This is a genomic window from Leclercia sp. J807, assembly GCF_009734465.1.
Classification (GTDB): Bacteria; Pseudomonadota; Gammaproteobacteria; order Enterobacterales; family Enterobacteriaceae; genus Enterobacter.
Window position 1 is genome coordinate 1,684,585 of sequence record NZ_CP046446.1, and the last position, 15,271, is coordinate 1,699,855.

The 15,271-nt window shown below is 55.2% G+C and carries 18 protein-coding genes; 9 read left to right on the top strand and 9 right to left on the bottom strand.

Annotation, left to right across the window (positions count from 1 at the left end):
* Positions 1-131: 131 nt before the first annotated feature.
* The 6 genes from GNG26_RS07790 to GNG26_RS07815 all read right to left on the bottom strand — a co-directional run bounded on the left by GNG26_RS07790 (position 132) and on the right by GNG26_RS07815 (position 5,710).
* On the bottom strand, positions 132-1,091 hold the full coding sequence (locus GNG26_RS07790) for a glycyl-radical enzyme activating protein (RefSeq protein WP_156238347.1): 960 nt from the start codon (positions 1,089-1,091) through the stop codon (positions 132-134).
* Positions 1,054-3,435: a choline trimethylamine-lyase gene (gene cutC / locus GNG26_RS07795; protein WP_156238348.1), complete on the bottom strand. Its 2,382-nt coding sequence runs from the start codon at positions 3,433-3,435 to the stop codon at positions 1,054-1,056. Before cutC ends, GNG26_RS07790 begins: the two co-directional genes overlap by 38 nt.
* A gap of 12 nt (positions 3,436-3,447) precedes the next feature.
* On the bottom strand, positions 3,448-3,771 hold the full coding sequence (locus GNG26_RS07800; RefSeq protein WP_114315392.1) for a multidrug efflux SMR transporter: 324 nt from the start codon (positions 3,769-3,771) through the stop codon (positions 3,448-3,450).
* A 14-nt stretch (positions 3,772-3,785) separates the two neighbouring features.
* On the bottom strand, positions 3,786-4,124 hold the full coding sequence (locus GNG26_RS07805; protein WP_156238349.1) for a multidrug efflux SMR transporter: 339 nt from the start codon (positions 4,122-4,124) through the stop codon (positions 3,786-3,788).
* A gap of 121 nt (positions 4,125-4,245) precedes the next feature.
* Positions 4,246-5,049 carry a PhzF family phenazine biosynthesis protein gene (locus GNG26_RS07810; RefSeq protein WP_156238350.1) on the bottom strand — a complete coding sequence of 268 codons (804 nt, stop codon included), beginning with the start codon at positions 5,047-5,049 and terminating at the stop codon, positions 4,246-4,248.
* Entirely contained in the window at positions 5,039-5,710 is a 672-nt protein-coding gene (locus tag GNG26_RS07815; protein ID WP_231604236.1) for a transcriptional regulator, read from the bottom strand. The genes GNG26_RS07810 and GNG26_RS07815 overlap by 11 nt, the downstream gene beginning before the upstream one ends.
* Before the next feature lie 214 nt (positions 5,711-5,924).
* On the opposite strand from GNG26_RS07815, the gene GNG26_RS07820 reads away from it, so the two are divergent.
* The 3 genes from GNG26_RS07820 to GNG26_RS07830 all read left to right on the top strand — a co-directional run bounded on the left by GNG26_RS07820 (position 5,925) and on the right by GNG26_RS07830 (position 7,746).
* Positions 5,925-6,281, top strand: a complete 357-nt coding sequence (locus tag GNG26_RS07820; RefSeq protein WP_156238351.1) for a hypothetical protein — start codon at positions 5,925-5,927, stop codon at positions 6,279-6,281.
* A 79-nt stretch (positions 6,282-6,360) separates the two neighbouring features.
* On the top strand, positions 6,361-6,948 hold the full coding sequence (locus GNG26_RS07825) for a YcxB family protein (RefSeq protein ID WP_231604239.1): 588 nt from the start codon (positions 6,361-6,363) through the stop codon (positions 6,946-6,948).
* Between the two features lie 3 nt (positions 6,949-6,951).
* The gene (locus tag GNG26_RS07830) at positions 6,952-7,746 is read left to right on the top strand and encodes a helix-turn-helix domain-containing protein (RefSeq protein ID WP_103823641.1); all 795 of its coding nucleotides are present in this window, start codon (positions 6,952-6,954) and stop codon (positions 7,744-7,746) included.
* On the opposite strand, the gene leuA is transcribed toward GNG26_RS07830, so the two are convergent.
* Together leuA and GNG26_RS07840 are read right to left on the bottom strand one after the other, a co-directional pair.
* The gene (gene leuA / locus GNG26_RS07835) at positions 7,698-9,374 is read right to left on the bottom strand and encodes a 2-isopropylmalate synthase (protein WP_156238352.1); all 1,677 of its coding nucleotides are present in this window, start codon (positions 9,372-9,374) and stop codon (positions 7,698-7,700) included. The two genes, GNG26_RS07830 and leuA, sit on opposite strands and share 49 nt — an antisense overlap.
* A gap of 95 nt (positions 9,375-9,469) precedes the next feature.
* Positions 9,470-10,351 (bottom strand): LysR substrate-binding domain-containing protein, encoded by an 882-nt coding sequence (locus GNG26_RS07840; protein WP_156238353.1) that lies wholly within the window; start codon positions 10,349-10,351, stop codon positions 9,470-9,472.
* A 100-nt stretch (positions 10,352-10,451) separates the two neighbouring features.
* On the opposite strand from GNG26_RS07840, the gene GNG26_RS07845 reads away from it, so the two are divergent.
* From GNG26_RS07845 to GNG26_RS07865, 5 genes are all read left to right on the top strand, one after another.
* Complete coding sequence (locus GNG26_RS07845) at positions 10,452-10,754, top strand: carboxymuconolactone decarboxylase family protein (RefSeq protein WP_156238354.1); 303 nt, start codon at positions 10,452-10,454, stop codon at positions 10,752-10,754.
* A 4-nt stretch (positions 10,755-10,758) separates the two neighbouring features.
* On the top strand, positions 10,759-11,148 hold the full coding sequence (locus GNG26_RS07850) for a tautomerase family protein (RefSeq protein ID WP_156238355.1): 390 nt from the start codon (positions 10,759-10,761) through the stop codon (positions 11,146-11,148).
* Positions 11,145-11,651, top strand: coding sequence for a DUF4865 family protein (locus GNG26_RS07855; RefSeq protein ID WP_156238356.1), 507 nt, complete (start codon positions 11,145-11,147; stop codon positions 11,649-11,651). The genes GNG26_RS07850 and GNG26_RS07855 overlap by 4 nt, the downstream gene beginning before the upstream one ends.
* 124 nt (positions 11,652-11,775) lie before the next feature.
* Positions 11,776-12,342, top strand: a complete 567-nt coding sequence (locus GNG26_RS07860) for a TetR/AcrR family transcriptional regulator (protein ID WP_156238357.1) — start codon at positions 11,776-11,778, stop codon at positions 12,340-12,342.
* A 523-nt stretch (positions 12,343-12,865) separates the two neighbouring features.
* Complete coding sequence (locus tag GNG26_RS07865; protein ID WP_103179012.1) at positions 12,866-13,342, top strand: DUF1348 family protein; 477 nt, start codon at positions 12,866-12,868, stop codon at positions 13,340-13,342.
* A 65-nt stretch (positions 13,343-13,407) separates the two neighbouring features.
* Here the strand turns inward: GNG26_RS07865 and GNG26_RS07870 are convergent, their stop codons facing one another.
* On the bottom strand, positions 13,408-13,857 hold the full coding sequence (locus GNG26_RS07870) for a helix-turn-helix domain-containing protein (RefSeq protein WP_103823651.1): 450 nt from the start codon (positions 13,855-13,857) through the stop codon (positions 13,408-13,410).
* Between the two features lie 145 nt (positions 13,858-14,002).
* Between GNG26_RS07870 and agp the strand changes: the two genes are divergently transcribed.
* Positions 14,003-15,244, top strand: a complete 1,242-nt coding sequence (gene agp / locus GNG26_RS07875; protein ID WP_156238358.1) for a bifunctional glucose-1-phosphatase/inositol phosphatase — start codon at positions 14,003-14,005, stop codon at positions 15,242-15,244.
* The last annotated feature ends 27 nt before the right edge of the window (positions 15,245-15,271 follow it).

Genomic DNA, 15,271 nt, shown 5'->3' on the forward strand with positions numbered 1-15,271 from the left:
TGCGTCAGAAGCAGTGCAGCATAAATCACGAACATGAAAAAGAGCGTACCGATAACGACGCGTCGTTCGAGAGCCGAACTATTTTTGTCAGCACGCTTCTCTGGTTTATTTAACATGATTACCTCTTTTCGTTAGCCCACCATTACCCCTGAAACCCTTACCGGCAGGTTATATTTGTGGGTATGTTGTAAGAAGTTTTCTACTTTTGCAGCAGAGTCGTTCCATTCGTAGGCCTTATTAAGTAAGGCGTACTTCCCGGTGCCAAAACGGTGGTAGGGAAGTAATTCGATAAATTTGAACGCGGGGCGATGCCAGGTCAGGGAATTTATCAGCATTAACAATTTTTCAGCCTGTTCGGGGCTATCGTTAAAGCCTGGAATAACGGGGATACGGATAATAATCTGTCGATCTTCCTGCAATAATCTTTCAAGGTTACGCAGGATGATGTTATTACTCACCCCGGTATAGCGTTTATGCTGCTCGTCATCAGCGCTTTTCAGGTCATAGAGAATCAAATCGCAAACCGATGCGATCTGTTGAACGGCGCGCCACGGGGCGTACCCGGCGGTTTCAATTGCCGTGTGAATATCCTCAGCGCTAATTCGTTGGATGAGTTGTCTGGCAAACTCGGGCTGGGTACAGACTTCGCCCCCGCTGAGGGTGATGCCGCCTCCGGATTGACGAAACCAGGTTTCATCCGCCATGACGCGGTTAAAAACGGCCTCTGAGGTCAGTTTTTCCCCTGTCACATTGAGAGCGCCAGCCGGGCAGCGCTCCTCGCATCGCCTGCACCCCTGGCACTGACGCGAGCGATCAAGCGTGTGCACACCATCCATCCAACGGTGTACGCCGGCCGGGCAGTGCAGGGCACATTTTCCACAGTGAAGGCAGCGCTCAGCATGCCAGAAGATCTCGCTGCCAGGGTTGAGTCCTTCCGGGTTGGCGCACCAGCGGCAGCGCATCTGGCAGCCTTTCAGAAACACAACGCTGCGGATCCCCGGTCCGTCATGCAGCGAAAACCGCTGAATATGTGTTATCCAGCCGGATGACGGCTCAGAAGCGATGTTGAGTGGTTCGGCTGATGATCTCATCCTGCACCTCTTTACTTAATTCAACGAAAAAGGCGCTGTATCCTGCGACACGGATCATCAGGTTGCGGTACTCCTCCGGATTTTGCTGCGCCTTCAGCAGCGTTTCATCATCCAGGTAGCTGAACTGCAACTGGGCATTTCCCAGGATACTGGCTGTCCGCAGCAGATGGATAAGGCTGTTTTGCCCTTCCGGCGTTTCCAGCATGCCGTACATAAGCTTGATGTTATGGACCATGCCGATATCCATCTCTTCGACATTGATTCGGCTGACCGAGTTGATGATCGCAGTGGGGCCCAGATAATCTGTCTGCTGGGCCGGGCTTATTCCATCCGCCAGCGGCTTGCCCGCAAGGCGACCGGATGGAAGGGCGCCGGTTATTAGCCCGAACGGCGTATTGTTCGAGATGGAGAGCGTGCCGAATGCAAAAGGTGCATACAGCATCCGGTACTGACGATGCTCTTTTTCCAGAAAGTGCACGCTTTCGCGGGCAATCTCATCCACGGCGGCAATGTCGTTACCGTATTTCGGCACCCGCAGGCATGCAGTAAGGAGCGCCTCATAACCGACAAAATTATGGTCGAGCGCGTCAACAATCTGTTGCAGCGTGAAGCGGGAGGTTTCAAATACCAGCGTCCTGATGACCATCAGAGAGTTCACGAAGTCGGCAAGCCCCGTCCAGATAAGACCCGGCCCCGCATTCAGAAACGCGCCGCCCTGGGTGACATCCTTCGCGGTTGCCATACAGCCCTCGATGAGGCTCGACATCAGCGGTTTTCTGGCATGATCCGCATGCAGTTTCTGCACGATGAGCGTGACCTGCGCGGCCTTTCTGACCATAGCGGATAACTGGGCCATAACCGCACGTTTGACATCTTCATAGCAGTGGAACTGCGATACCTCGCCGGTGTGGGGGCCTGTCTGCTTCCCGGCGCGCGAGCGGCCGTTATGCAGCGCCATCTCGATCGCTGCGGTGAAGGTGGTATAACCCACCGAGGTCCACTGGTACATTTTGCCCGCTTTCTGTGGCTCGACGCAGCCCATCAGACAGTAGTCACGGGCATCTTCATAGCTGAACCCTTTATGCAGCATCATGCGAATATGCGCATCATCGAAATGGCATGCCGGGAACCCCATTCCGCCGCGCACCACATCCACCACCTTGCGCATAAACGACTGCGGCGACTGATTGTGAATTCGCACGGCGAGGCCCGGCTGATAAATTTTTAATCGCGCGGAGCAGTCCATAATGAGCAGCGTGAGCGGATTGGTGGCATCGCCGCCTTCACGCTTCTGCCCGCCGACCACGAGGTTGATAAAAGGCTGATACCCGGCGAAATACATCGCCGTCGATTCGCTGCAAATCCACAGGGTTTCCGCCATCTTAATCAGCCAGCAGCAAAGCAGCTCTTCAGCCTGGGCATGCGTTAAGGTTCCGTCACTGAGATCGCGCTCCAGTAACGGCCAGAGATATTGATCGACGCGGCCAAGGGAGATCCCGGTCTGATTCTCTTCCAGCATAAACAGCGAATGCACAAACCAGATAGCCTGCAGGGCATCGTAAAAATGCTGCGGAGGATGTTCAGGGACACGCTCGCAAATCGTGGCAATATGCAGCAGTTCTTTCCGGCGAAGGGGGCGGGGCTCGGCCCCGGCCAGCTGGCGCAGATAACGCGCATAGCGCCGGGTGTAAGCCATCACGCCGTCACAGGTGTGCTGCACGGCGGTATAAAAATTAAACGCCTCGATGCCGTCGGAGGTGGCGGGATCGAGGGCGGCCAGGTGCGCGGCTGCCTCATCCCGTATTCCCTTTATCCCTTTGGTCAGCAGAATATTGTCGTAGCCCGGGCAAGCGTCACCGCCGCCGTTTTGTGTTTTAATCGTGACGTCGCATATCGCATCGTCATGACACCACTCCCACAGCCCAACGGTTTTTAGCTGCGTCTCCGCCATCTCATCCAGTGAGCGGCCTTGCCAGTAAGGAAATACCTCTTCCCGCAGGATACGTTTCGTTTCGTCGTCAATCTGGTAGGGATCCTGGGCCCGGAAAGGGAGGTTATCCAGCTCGTTGGCCACCCAGCGCCAGCTTATTTCCGGCGAAACTTCACCCCCGCGCGCGCCGCCCGCAGGGTGGCTGACGATAAGCTCGTTTTCGGCGACATATAAAGGCGCGTTCTCGCAGGCATGACGAAACGCTAACGCCCTGAGCAGAATATTATCCATTCCCGGATTGGCCTGATAAACCCGGGTGACGCTAAGGGCACGATGGGCAGAAATAAAGGGCTTCGCCTGTAAAAAGGCGTCGCGCAGCCGTTCCACACGCGGTGGAAGGGGATTGCTATTCATACTGTCGATCCTTTAAAACGCAATCACGATGAGTCCGGCGACGATGCAGCCGATCCCCACCTTTTCCAGGGCGCTGCTGCGCAGTTGATAAAAGATGCTGCTCAGGAGTGAAATCATCACAATGCCGGTTCCTGACCAGGCGGCATAGGCGACAACCGGTGAAATCCAGCCCATCAGCATCGACAGGGCAAAAAAGGATGTCGCGTAACAAATCAGGCAGAGAACCGTTATCAGCGTATTTTTGAATGTATTGGTTTGCGGCAGCATCAAGGTGGCAATCACTTCCATTGAGACGGAAATAAAAAGCCAGAAAAAGCCAAATAAAATATTCACCATTTAAAACCACACTGTTATCTTTTTTGTTTGATAGCAAGATTGAGAATTAATGTGCCAATAATAACCATACCCACACCTATCCACGAATCCTGTGTCAGGGTGAAATCAAAGTAACGGGTTTGTATAAAGGTAATACTTATGATCCCGAAGGCAGACCAGATAGCATAGGCCACACCTATATGAATCCTCCTCAGGGCGAGAGATAAAAAATAGTAGCTTACGCCATAACAGATAATGGCCAGTACACCAACGGAGATAATTTTAAAACTGTCAGAAAGCGATAATAATGTTGTCGCGACGATTTCAATGGATACGGCAGCAATAAGCGCAGTAACGCATCTGGTTAAAGTCATTAGATTATCCTTGGTTATAAGTCACCAATAGTGTTTGGTTCAGGTAACAGGATGCCGGGCAGAATTTAATCCGCTTATTCTATTCTCGGTGAATTAAATGAATACTGTAAAACAGGTCTGTTTAAATAATAAATACCCCCTCAATGACCAGACAGGCTTCGCCCGTCAGCGCCACGCGGCCCGTATCGTTAATATGGCAGATCAATTCTCCTTTACGGCTGCCGCCCTGTTGGGCATGGAGCGTTTTTTTCGCCAGCTTGTCGCTCCACAGCGGGGCCAGAAAGGTATGCGCAGAGCCGGTAACGGGATCTTCATTGACGCCCACCTGGGGCCCAAACCAGCGGGAGCGGAAATCAAACTGACGAGAAGGCGCCGTTACTACCACGCCGCGGGTGTTGAATTTCGCCAGGGCGGTGAAATCTGGCGTTAAGCCATCAAGTTGCGTTTCGTCATCCATGACCACGATCAGATCGGAGGCCTGCCAGATTTCAGTCGCCCCGGCAACGATGCCAAGTGCTGACAAAAGCCCTTCCGGGGCCGCAATCCTGCGGGGGGTGACGAGGGGAAAGTCCATCGTGAATTTTCCATTATCAGAGGTAACGGTCAACTCACCGCTGCGGGTGAAAAAACGCACCGTCTTGCCCGTCTCTTCGCGACGCAGAAGGACACTGGCTGCGGCAAGCGTCGCATGACCGCAAAGGTCGACTTCAACGGCAGGGGTAAACCAGCGAAGGGCGTAATCGTGCCCCTGCTTAACGACAAACGCCGTTTCGGAGAGATTATTCTCGCTGGCTATACGCTGTAACAGCGCATCCTCTGGCCACGCTTCCAGCAGACAAACCGCTGCGGAATTACCCGTAAACGGGCCCTGAGAGAAAGCATCCACCTGGTAAAAAGGAATGCGTTGCGAATAGCTATTTTTCATTCATCACCTCAAGATCGTTATAAACCGTATAGCGTGTCACACCCAGCGCCTGGGCCGCATGTTGCACGCCCCCCCTCATTTTAAAAATGCCTTTATCGCGCATCTCCGCAACGATTTTAAGACGTTGCGTTTTCTGAATTTTCTTTCCGGTAACGGTATGTTTTTCGATGATTTCCTGAATTGATTGCTCAACAAGGCCACCCAGGTTGAGATCGGCTGCATCCGTTTCGGCAGGCGCGGTGGCCATGATGATGTCGAGACTTTTGCGAATGTGTTCATACGGTGAGGTGTCGACATTCATGCAGAAAGCCATCAGCGGATGGCCGTCATCGCTGTAGTAAATGGTGGAGGCGCTGTTGAGGATCTTCTCCGAGGCGGTCACGGTTTTATAATCTTTAACCGTCAACGATTTACGGCCCTCATTTTTACTGAGCAACAGGGCAAATCCCTTATCTTTCTCGGGGCCAGATAACAGGTGGTCGCCTTGACGTCTGCCGCTGACGTGCCCGTTAATGATTTTGACAATCGAGCATTCGGGCGTGGTGAGATTGTGTAAAACGGCTTCCTGATTGGCGGAGAGCGTACCCGCCAGCGCATCCATGGCAGCTTCCAGTGGCCCGGAAATCAGCTTAATTTGTTCTGCATATTCTGACTTCATCATTTTTCCTTCGTCTGGGTCATTGTCAGGGCCACGAGTTTACCATTTGCCACGCGAACCTTCGCCTCTGCAGGAAAGGGATGGGCTGGCAGTCTTAAATTATACTCATAATGTTTAATTATCAACAAAAAGTTGATTTGTGGTTTTTGCAGGGGTAAATTCACTGCCACTGATGGCGGGCTTTCCAGCCGGGAGCCTCTGAAAAGTGGGAACAAGTATGAAAATCATTGGGCTTATAGCGTTAGCGGGTATCCTGACGGCGTGCAGTCTTATCCATCCCTTTGGTGATGCGACGGTGTATCAGGTCTATTCGGTCTCTTCTCACCCGGGGCTGGTGGGGCGCTATCACTGTCTGCGCGATGCCTTGTCGGCAGAGGGCTATGGTGTTGAGGTGATTTATCCTGAGGCGGATACCCCTAACTTTTTTGATATCAACAAAGCGCAGCAGCGGATCGCTCAGGTAGATATGTACCATGTACGCGGGTCAGAAGAGATCAGTATCACGCTCATTGCCGGGGCAAAAACAGATCTCCGTACCCTGGATGGCATCATGCAACCCTGTGTAAGACGGTAATAGGCTGAGGGGAAAGGCCATCCTGATGGGGCAATATGTTAGGATAAAAACAATCAGGCGCTAAATAAGAGGGAGAGGCATGATAAGAAAAAACAGAATCGTTGTGGATTATTCATTATCAGCCCTGGAGCGTACTAACGCTGGCAAGCTCATCAACGATCATAAAAAAGAACACCTCAAACCTTACGGTTCTCTTTTTCTCATTCATAAGGCTGCGGTCTCTGTTTTAGCGGTGGCGGCCTTATTTAATTTTATCACCCTGTTGCAGTTAAGCCTGCAAACCGCCCCCGACGGTGATTTTCTCGCCAGAGCAAAAATGTTCAGTATCGCGCTGTTCGTGCTGTTTGGCGTCGCGTTGGCGCTGTTCAAACTCTATGATGTGGTCATGAATAAGGTCATGCAAAAGCAGCAACAGGCTGAGCAGGAAGACGAGGAGACTTTACAGAAAGTGAAGCTCAACCGCTTCTTTATTGAAAATATCACTAACACCGCCAGCGTTAAAATCTATTGGGAAAAAGTGAAGGAAAGCTACAGGAAAGGGGGTTTTATTTTTATCCATATGCGCAGTGATAATTGTGTGGTGATACCCGAGAGAGTATTTGCCTCAGCAAACGAAGCCGCAGAGGTGTTTGACTTTATCAACGCGCAGTTAGCGCAAAATAGATAATCGATGACAACCCAACAGCAGTTCAGCTTCGCCACCCGCCCGCTGGTGCCTTTTGCCCATGATTACACCCATGGCGAAACGGAGCCCTGGCACAGCCATACCTGCGCCCAGCTTCTGCATACCCTCAGCGGGGTGGTGCGGGTAGAGACCGGGCAGGGGATCTGGATTGTGCCGCCGGGGCGGGGCGTCTGGCTGCCTGCCGGGACGCAGCACCGGCTGCTGATCACCGGTGACGTGGCGGCCCGGACGCTCTTTATCGATCCTTTCGCCCGGGCGGATTTACCCTCGGTCTGCCAGGTTGTGCAAATCTCCACCCTGCTGCGCGAGCTGATCGTCGCCTCGCTGCAACTGCCGGAAAGCTACGCCGCGGGCAGCCGGGCGGAGCGCATTTACGAGCTGATCCTCGATGAAATCAGGGGGATCGGTGTGCTGCCGTTTAACCTGCCGGAACCCCAGGCCCCCGCGCTGCTGGCCCTGTGCCGCCAGATCCAGGCCGAGCCGGGAACAAAATGGACGACGGCGCTGGCAGCAAAAACGCTCAATATCAGTGAACGCACCCTGCTGCGGCACTTTCGCCAGCAGACCGGGCTGGCATTCAGTGAATGGTTGCGCCGGGCGCGGCTGATGGAGGCGCTGAACCGCCTCGCGCAGGGGCAATCGGTGCTGCGGGTGGCGCTGGACCTCGGTTATGAGAGTCACAGCGCCTTTAGCGCCATGTTCCGCCGCACGCTCGGCGTGGCGCCTAGCGACTACTTCCCGCCCGAGGCGCTCTCCGGCAACGCATTCAGCAAAGCCTGAAGCGACGCCCGGGAAACATCGTTGTCGATGCCCGTTCCCCAGCCGCTGGCACCCTGCTTAAAGCTGCAGCGGATATAGGCCGCCGAGCGGCTTTCGCTGCATCTCCCGAGGGTATGCTCGTGATAATCCTCAATGGCGAAGGCCAGATGAAAACAGGTTTTTATCGCGCTGGCGGCGGCAGAGAGCAGGCCGTTGCCGTTCCCCTTCAGGATCACAATCCCGTCGGCGGTCTGGACGCGGGCCCACAGCAGCAGCCCGCCGTCGGCCTGGCTTTCGGTGCGGTAATCCAGCAGCTGTCGCGGGGCGTGCTGATGTGGCCCATACAGCTCGCGATAAAGCTGCCACAACGCACTCAGCGTCATCTCGGTACCTTCCCGATCGGTGTGCGCCTGAACGTGGCGGCTAAAGTCCTGTTGCAGGGCCCGGGGCAGCGCCAGACCATGATTTTGCTCCAGCATCCACGCTGCGCCGCTTTTCCCGGACTGGCTGTTAACGCGGATCACCGCCTCATAGCTACAGCCGATATCTTCCGGGTCCACCGGAAGATAGGGCATCTCCCAGCGCGGGGAGGCGGACTGTTCCCGGGCGTGAAATCCCTTTTTGATGGCGTCCTGATGTGAGCCAGAGAAGGCGGTAAAGGCCAGCTTACCGGCGTAAGGATGGCGGGGATGCACCGGCAGCTGGTTGCACTGCTCCACAAGTTCCACCACCTGCTTCATATCGCTGAAATCGAGCTGCGGCGAAATCCCCTGACTGTAGAGGTTCATCGCCAGGGTCACCAGGCAGACGTTCCCGGTGCGTTCCCCGTTACCGAACAGGCAACCTTCCACCCGGTCGGCACCCGCCAGCAGGGCGAGCTCGGCGCTGGCAACGCCGCTGCCGCGATCGTTATGGGGATGGACGCTGATGCAGACCTCGCTCCGGCGGGAGAAGTGACGGCAGAAATACTCGATCTGATCGGCATAGACGTTGGGGGTGTTGACCTCCACCGTGGCAGGCAGGTTGACGATCATCGGCCGTTCGGCAGAGGGTTCCCAGACATCCGCCACCGCCTCGCAGATGTGCAGGGCAAACTCCGGTTCGGTAAAGCAGAAGGTTTCCGGCGAATACTCATAGGTCCAGCGCGTCTGCGGGTTGGCCTCGCACAGCGCGCGTATCTGCCGCGTGGCGCTGACCGCCAGCTGCACAATCTCCTCCTGGCTCTGACGAAAGACCAGTTGGCGGAACAGCGGCGCGGTGGCGTTATAGAGATGCACCGTGGCGCGTTTTGCCCCATCGAGGGAAGCAAAGGTGCGCTCAATCAGATCGCTGCGGGCCTGGGTAAGCACCTGAATGGTGACATCATCCGGGATGCGTTGCTCCTCAATCAGCTGGCGGACAAACTGAAAATCTGTCTCTGAGGCGGAGGGGAACGCCACCTCAATCTCCTTGAAGCCGCATTTGAGCAGCTGCTCCCAGAAGCGCAGCTTGCGGGGGATATCCATCGGTTCCGCCAGCGCCTGGTTGCCGTCGCGCAGGTCGGTTGAAAGCCAGCGCGGGGCGTGGGTCAGGATCTTATCCGGCCACTGGCGGTCGGGTAACGAAATGGGGGCATAGGCCACGTACTTTTGCGAAGGGTTGTGCAACATAGGGGTTCTCCAGGTGATGTTCTGTTTTTTATCCTGGCGAAGAACGGGGCAGGGCACTGGCGCATAACTGACAACCTGTGGCGAGGAACCGCCATTTATTTCACCCCGAGCAGAGCCTGCTCCATCAGTTGCGCCAGCAGGGCCTGCGCCCGTGGCTCTGCCTCGCTGCCGTGCTGTTCGAGGGTGATCCCCAGCCTGCCCAGCGTGGGCAGGACGCTTCCCGCCACCCGCAGGCTGGCAGGCATCCCGATCCGGGTCCGCAGCGTTACGCCGAGCCCGGCCTGCACCGCCGCCCAGATTCCGCTCAGGCTGTGGCTGACAAAGACCACCCGCCAGGGGATGCCCGCCCGGTTCAGGCAGTCGATGGCGTGGGCGCGCATCAGGCAGGGGGTGTCGAACATCACCAGCGGCAGGGGCTCGCCCCGGGCAAGCAGGGAACGGATCTCCATCTCCGGGGGCTGGATCCACACCATCTGGCTCTGGCCGATCGACCGTCCCTTGCGTGGCTCGCTCTCGTTCTGCCACAGCAGCACCATATCCAGGGCGTGATCATCGAAGGCATTGAGTAGCGCCCGGTTGCGATCCACTCTGGCAACGATCCGCACTCCCGGATGGTGGCGTCTGAATTCGCCCAGAATGCCCGGCATTAGCGACTCTCCAAAATCCTCCTGCATGCCGATGCGGATCTCCGCCTGCAGCAGCTCGCCTTTCAGCGCGAACTGCACCTCGTCATTCAGCGCCAGCATGCGGCGGGCGTAGCTCATGACGATCTCTCCGTTGCGGGTCAGCGTCAGGCCTCGGCCCTTTTTCATCACCAGCTCTGCACCGCACTGCTGTTCCAGCTTTTTGAGCTGGGCGCTCACCGCCGAAGTGGAGCGGCAGAGATGGGTGGCAGCCAGGGCAAAGCTGCCGCACTCAATGCCGGTGACAAAACTGCGCAGCGCATCGAGGTCGAGCGTCGGAGGGAGCTTGTTCATAAATGTCCTGAAATACGGGATGGTGGTGCAAATATAATTTGATTTTCAGGATGAAACTATGGGGCCAGAATCGCCTTACTGTCAATGCGGAGAGAACATCATGGCCACATCCCTTACTTCTGAAACCCTGAGCCGCGTCGCGCCGAAACTGGCCGAGCTGAGCAGGGAGGTGCTGTTCAATGACATCTGGAAACGCGACGCGCTCTCCCCGCGCGATCGCAGCCTCATCACCCTGGGCGCGCTGACGGCGCTGGGGCGGGTGCAGCAACTGCCCTGGCATATCGACTTCGCCCAGCAAAACGGCCTGAGCCGGGAGGAAATTACCGAAGTGTTCACTCATCTGGCGTTCTACGCCGGCTGGCCTGCGGCGGTCTCCGCTCTCGGCTGCCTGGAAGAGGAGTAACCCGATGCCCTTTACACGTATCTCCCTGCGGCCGGGGTACAGCGACGCGCAGATAGCACGGATCTCCGACATCCTCCAGCAGAGCCTGGAGGCGGAATTCGCGGTTCCGCCGGGGGACCGCTTCCAGATTTTTGAGGAGATCCCGACCAGGCTGCACCTGTTCGATCGCCACTATAAAAGCGGCGGGCGCAGCGACAAGTTTATTCAGTTTCACATCCTGGCGGGCAAGCCCCGCACCGCTGCGCAAAAGCAAAATTTCTGCCGCCGGCTCTGTGAAGGGCTGCACAGAACGCTGGCTATTCACCCGGATGACGTGATGGTGATGATCCAGTTCAATACCGCCGAAGAGTGGAGCTTTAGTCGGGGACAGATGCTGTCTGAGGAGGGGTTATGATCGTTATGCAATATCGCTTCACCCTGCCAGCCGACTACGATATGACCATTATTGAACGGCGCATCGCGGAGCATGGCGCGAAGCTGAACGGCTTTCCCGGCCTGCTGTTTAAGGCATTCCTTGTTGCCAGACGCGATGCCGCTTTTAGCGAGGAAAACCGCTATGCACCGCTCTACGTCTGGGAGAGTGCCGCCGCGATGACGCAGTTTTTACAGAGCCCCGGCTTTCGCAGGCTGACGCAGGATTTTGGCTGGCCGCAGATCGACACCTGGCTGGCGCTGCGCCTGCCGGCTGTGGCAGAGGTGAAAAGTGCCGCCTGGCTGTCGATTGCCCGTGAGACGATCCCCGCGCACAGCGACCTGTCAGCACTGCAACTGCATGCCCCGCTCTGCGGGTGGGATGTCAGCCGCTGGCAACTGTTGCAGGTGGATTTTGTCGGGGCGCCGCAGGAGGGCAAGGAGAATTATCGGGTTGCGTATGTGGCGAGTGAGGACATGGGTTAAATCCCCCACCGTTGATCAGGCTTAACTCTTTGAAGGTAGCGGTATTCCGGAACAGGAAAAATTCGTAGCGATTCTGGACGAAAAGAGAATTGACTGAGGAGAACGATCGTTCTACCATTAACTTATGAACAAAAATACGACTGACACACGAGAAAAAATCCTCGCGACCGCTGAACAACTCATTTACCAGAACGGCATCCATGCCACCGGTATGGACCTTCTGGTGAAGACCTCAGGTGTGGCCCGGAAAAGCATCTATCGCTATTTCGCGAATAAAGACGAAGTGGCGGCTGCTGCGCTGAACGCGCGGGATGTCCGCTGGATGGAATGGTTCAGAAGCGAGTGCGACAAAGGGGACACGCCGCAAGAACGTATCCTGAATATGTTCACCGTGCTTAAAGGCTGGTTTGAGTCGGAAGGATACCGCGGGTGTGCATTCATCAATACCGCCGGGGAAGTGGGGGACAGTGCCGATCCCATTCGCCAGATTGCCAGACTGCATAAACAGAAAATACTGGATTATGCCCTGGAGTTGACCGGGCAACTGAATATTGAGCACGCTTCAGCCCTGGCAAGGCAATTGCTGTTATTGGTTGAAGGCGCTATAACCGTATCACGCGTCATGGGCGATTACAGCGCCGCCGATGATGCAAAAGATATTGCTCAATTGTTACTGAAACAGGTCTCGTAAACGAGACCTGAACTCAGAGGCACAGACACTGAAACAGAAATAATTCATCCTCATACTTTTCATACTTATATTCTGTGTTTATGAACAGAGTATAAAAGTTCATAAAATATCTCTTCCCTTGTCGAATGTTTATTTACGACGCTATTCCCTGCCGCCTTTTTTATTCTGACCGGGTACGACTTTCGTATCGCAAAGGCCATAAAATTGAGGCGCTATAATCATATATTGTTGTATATAAAGAAAATTTGTGGGCTTGCTTGTAAGGGGGCGATAAGATAAGAATATCGCTAATGACATTTTTTATTTTTTAATCCTTTTACAGACACACACTTGACGGGGTAGAACGATCGTTCTACCATGAGTGCATGGACAACAAGAACTCTCTGGTAAATGGATATTGCGCGACTGCATTTTGCAAAACCGCCATGAATGAAAAGGACGTTATATAACAGGGGGAATAGTTTATGTCTGTCTCTCGAAAATGCGTATTAACCCTCTATCCCAATTTACAGGAGTCTTAACCATGTCTGATGCACAAATTCGTCCGCCACTGCCTCCGTTTACGCTTGAATCAGCAATTGAAAAAGTCAGGCTTGCTGAAGATGGCTGGAATAGCCGCGACGCCGAAAAAGTTGCGCTGGCCTATTCTCTGGATACCAAATGGCGTAATCGCGCAGAATTTGCGAATAATCGCGAAGAAGCTAAAGGCTTCCTGGAACGTAAATGGAAAAAAGAACTTGAGTATCGCCTGATTAAAGAATTATGGGCATTTGGCGGCAACCGCATTGCCGTCCGTTACGCTTATGAATGGCGCGATGATTCCGGTAACTGGTTCCGCTCTTACGGAAATGAGAACTGGGAATTTGGCGAAGATGGCCTGATGCAACGCCGTTTCGCCTGCATCAACGACATGCCTATCAAGGAAAGCGAACGTAAATTCCACTGGCCGCTGGGGCGTCGTCCTGACGATCATCCAGGGTTATCGGAACTGGGTCTTTAACGTCCCGTTTTATTCCGCAACGCCCGGCGACTGTCCTGGTCGGGCGTTTGTGTTATTTCACTCAGTTATTTCGCCTGCGGATACTTCGCCACCACCTCACCTGGCCCCAGCTCCCGCCCATCACTCGCCACCATTGTGAGCTTGCGCAACGGCTGGCGATCCCGCGCGTCCACCAGCACCGTACCGGTATCCCCCTCGGCGAACAGGTGTTCATTTCCCCACTGGGAGAGCGCCAGCAGCACGGTTTGCAGTTCGCGGCCTTTTGTGGTCAGCACATACTCCTGCCAGGCGCTGCCGTCGGAGGCGGGTTGCAGCGTCAGGATGCCTTCGTCCACCAGCAGCTTCAGCCGGGTCGCCAGCATGTTTTTGGCGATGCCGAGGCTTTTCTGAAACTCACCAAAACGCGTTATGCCGCTCAGGGCATCACGCACAATCAGCAGGGACCACCAGTCGCCGATAATATCCAGCGAGCGGGCGACAGGGCAGGGGCTCTCTTCGAGGCGGGTACGTTTCACGGTCTCTCCTTATCAGCAGTAAGTTTAATTATAAAACCAATTACTCCCGCGTACAAAGCAAGCCGTCACTTTGCGGGCAGGCTCCAGGTAATTCGTCACAGATCTGTCACACTGTTAACGACAATAAACAGGTGAGGAATTAGGGATGAGAAAAGCACTAATCGCTGTCGCCGTGGCGGGCAGCATCGGGCTCTCTGGTGGCGTTCAGGCGCAAACCGCGCCGGAAGGGTATCAGCTGGAACAGGTTCTGATCATGAGCCGTCATAACCTGCGTGCGCCGCTGGCCAATAACGGCAGCGTGCTGGAGCAGTCGACTCCGGAAAAATGGCCAGAGTGGGATGTGCCTGGCGGGCAGCTCACCACCAAAGGTGGGGTGCTGGAAGTCTACATGGGGCACTACATGCGTGAATGGCTGGCAGAGCAGGGGCTGGTGACCGCCGGGGAGTGTCCGGCAGCGAACAGCGTCTATGCCTATGCCAACAGCCTGCAACGTACGGTGGCGACCGCACAGTTCTTCATTACCGGCGCGTTCCCGGGCTGTGATGTGCCGGTGCACCATCAGGAACAGATGGGCACTATGGACCCCACGTTTAACCCGGTGATCACCGACAACTCCCCTGAATTCCGCGAAAAAGCGCTACAGGCGATGAACAAAGAACGCCAGGGGATGCAGCTTGACGAGAGCTACAAACTGCTGGAGCAGATGACCGACTACAAACAGTCTCCGTCCTGCAAAGAGAAACAGGTCTGTTCCCTGACGGACGCGAAAGACACCTACAGCGCCGAGTACCAGAAAGAGCCTGGCGTATCCGGTCCGCTGAAGGTAGGTAACTCGCTGGTGGACGCCTTCACCTTGCAGTATTACGAAGGCTTCCCGCTGGATCAGGTGGCGTGGGGCGAGATCAAAACCGACCAGCAGTGGCGGGTGCTCTCTCAGCTGAAAAATGGCTATCAGGATTCGCTTTTTACCTCGGCAGAGGTGGCGCGTAACGTGGCGAAACCGCTGGTGAAATATATCGATAACGCACTGGTCACCGATCGGGCGAAAGCGCCAAAAATCACCGTGCTGGTGGGGCATGACTCCAACATCGCCTCTCTGCTGAAGGCGCTGGATTTTAAACCCTATCAGCTGCACGGCCAGTACGAGCGCACACCCATTGGCGGCAAGATCGTCTTCCAGCGCTGGCACGACAAAACCGGCAATCGCGATTTGATGAAAATTGAGTATGTCTATCAGAGTACCGAGCAGCTGCGTAATGCCCAGGTGCTGACGTTAGAAGCCCCGGCCCAGCGCGTTACCCTGGAGCTGAATGGCTGTCCGGTGGATGCTGACGGATTCTGTCCGGTGGAGAGCTTTAATAAGGTATTGAATACCGCGGCGCAGTAAGTTCAGCCCCTCTCCCTGAAGGGGAGA

Coding starts and splice junctions, on each gene's coding strand:
- cutC (WP_156238348.1), bottom strand. CDS start 3,435: ATGAATAGCAATCCCCTTCCACCGCGTGTGGAACGGCTGCGCGACGCC.
- agp (WP_156238358.1), top strand. CDS start 14,003: ATGAGAAAAGCACTAATCGCTGTCGCCGTGGCGGGCAGCATCGGGCTC.
- GNG26_RS07860 (WP_156238357.1), top strand. CDS start 11,776: ATGAACAAAAATACGACTGACACACGAGAAAAAATCCTCGCGACCGCT.
- GNG26_RS07800 (WP_114315392.1), bottom strand. CDS start 3,771: ATGGTGAATATTTTATTTGGCTTTTTCTGGCTTTTTATTTCCGTCTCA.
- GNG26_RS07845 (WP_156238354.1), top strand. CDS start 10,452: ATGGCCACATCCCTTACTTCTGAAACCCTGAGCCGCGTCGCGCCGAAA.
- leuA (WP_156238352.1), bottom strand. CDS start 9,374: ATGTTGCACAACCCTTCGCAAAAGTACGTGGCCTATGCCCCCATTTCG.
- GNG26_RS07850 (WP_156238355.1), top strand. CDS start 10,759: ATGCCCTTTACACGTATCTCCCTGCGGCCGGGGTACAGCGACGCGCAG.
- GNG26_RS07830 (WP_103823641.1), top strand. CDS start 6,952: ATGACAACCCAACAGCAGTTCAGCTTCGCCACCCGCCCGCTGGTGCCT.
- GNG26_RS07815 (WP_231604236.1), bottom strand. CDS start 5,710: ATGATGAAGTCAGAATATGCAGAACAAATTAAGCTGATTTCCGGGCCA.
- GNG26_RS07865 (WP_103179012.1), top strand. CDS start 12,866: ATGTCTGATGCACAAATTCGTCCGCCACTGCCTCCGTTTACGCTTGAA.
- GNG26_RS07820 (WP_156238351.1), top strand. CDS start 5,925: ATGAAAATCATTGGGCTTATAGCGTTAGCGGGTATCCTGACGGCGTGC.
- GNG26_RS07855 (WP_156238356.1), top strand. CDS start 11,145: ATGATCGTTATGCAATATCGCTTCACCCTGCCAGCCGACTACGATATG.
- GNG26_RS07805 (WP_156238349.1), bottom strand. CDS start 4,124: ATGACTTTAACCAGATGCGTTACTGCGCTTATTGCTGCCGTATCCATT.
- GNG26_RS07810 (WP_156238350.1), bottom strand. CDS start 5,049: ATGAAAAATAGCTATTCGCAACGCATTCCTTTTTACCAGGTGGATGCT.
- GNG26_RS07790 (WP_156238347.1), bottom strand. CDS start 1,091: ATGAGATCATCAGCCGAACCACTCAACATCGCTTCTGAGCCGTCATCC.
- GNG26_RS07825 (WP_231604239.1), top strand. CDS start 6,361: ATGATAAGAAAAAACAGAATCGTTGTGGATTATTCATTATCAGCCCTG.
- GNG26_RS07840 (WP_156238353.1), bottom strand. CDS start 10,351: ATGAACAAGCTCCCTCCGACGCTCGACCTCGATGCGCTGCGCAGTTTT.